This window comes from Photorhabdus viridis (assembly GCF_040256935.1).
In the GTDB taxonomy this organism is placed as follows: Bacteria; Pseudomonadota; Gammaproteobacteria; order Enterobacterales; family Enterobacteriaceae; genus Photorhabdus; species Photorhabdus viridis.
In genome coordinates, this window is the sequence record NZ_JBEJZY010000574.1 from 1 (window position 1) to 223 (window position 223).

At 56.1% G+C, this 223-nt stretch carries 1 pseudogene; it reads left to right on the plus strand.

Annotation, left to right across the window (positions count from 1 at the left end):
- Positions 1 to 218, plus strand: a pseudogene (locus ABR397_RS25740) (type VI secretion system protein TssL, short form); the annotation flags it as partial.
- Between the last annotated feature and the right edge of the window lie 5 nt (positions 219 to 223).

The following is a 223-nucleotide window of genomic DNA, read 5'->3' on the forward strand; positions in this document are numbered from 1 at the left end:
CGTCATTGATACGTGAACAACTGATCACCCGCTTAAGTCAACACATCTTACCTTTCGACAGTTTTCAGCCCTCGCCTGGGCTGGTCAGAATCTTACCGTCTTTTGCCTGGCAACGTTCCATTGGCGGTCCGCTGATCACGACGATAATCGTGCTGACCGGTGTCTGGTGGGGGTTGGGGCAGTATCTGATCACGCGGCTGCCGGGGTGGGCGCAATGAGTGCG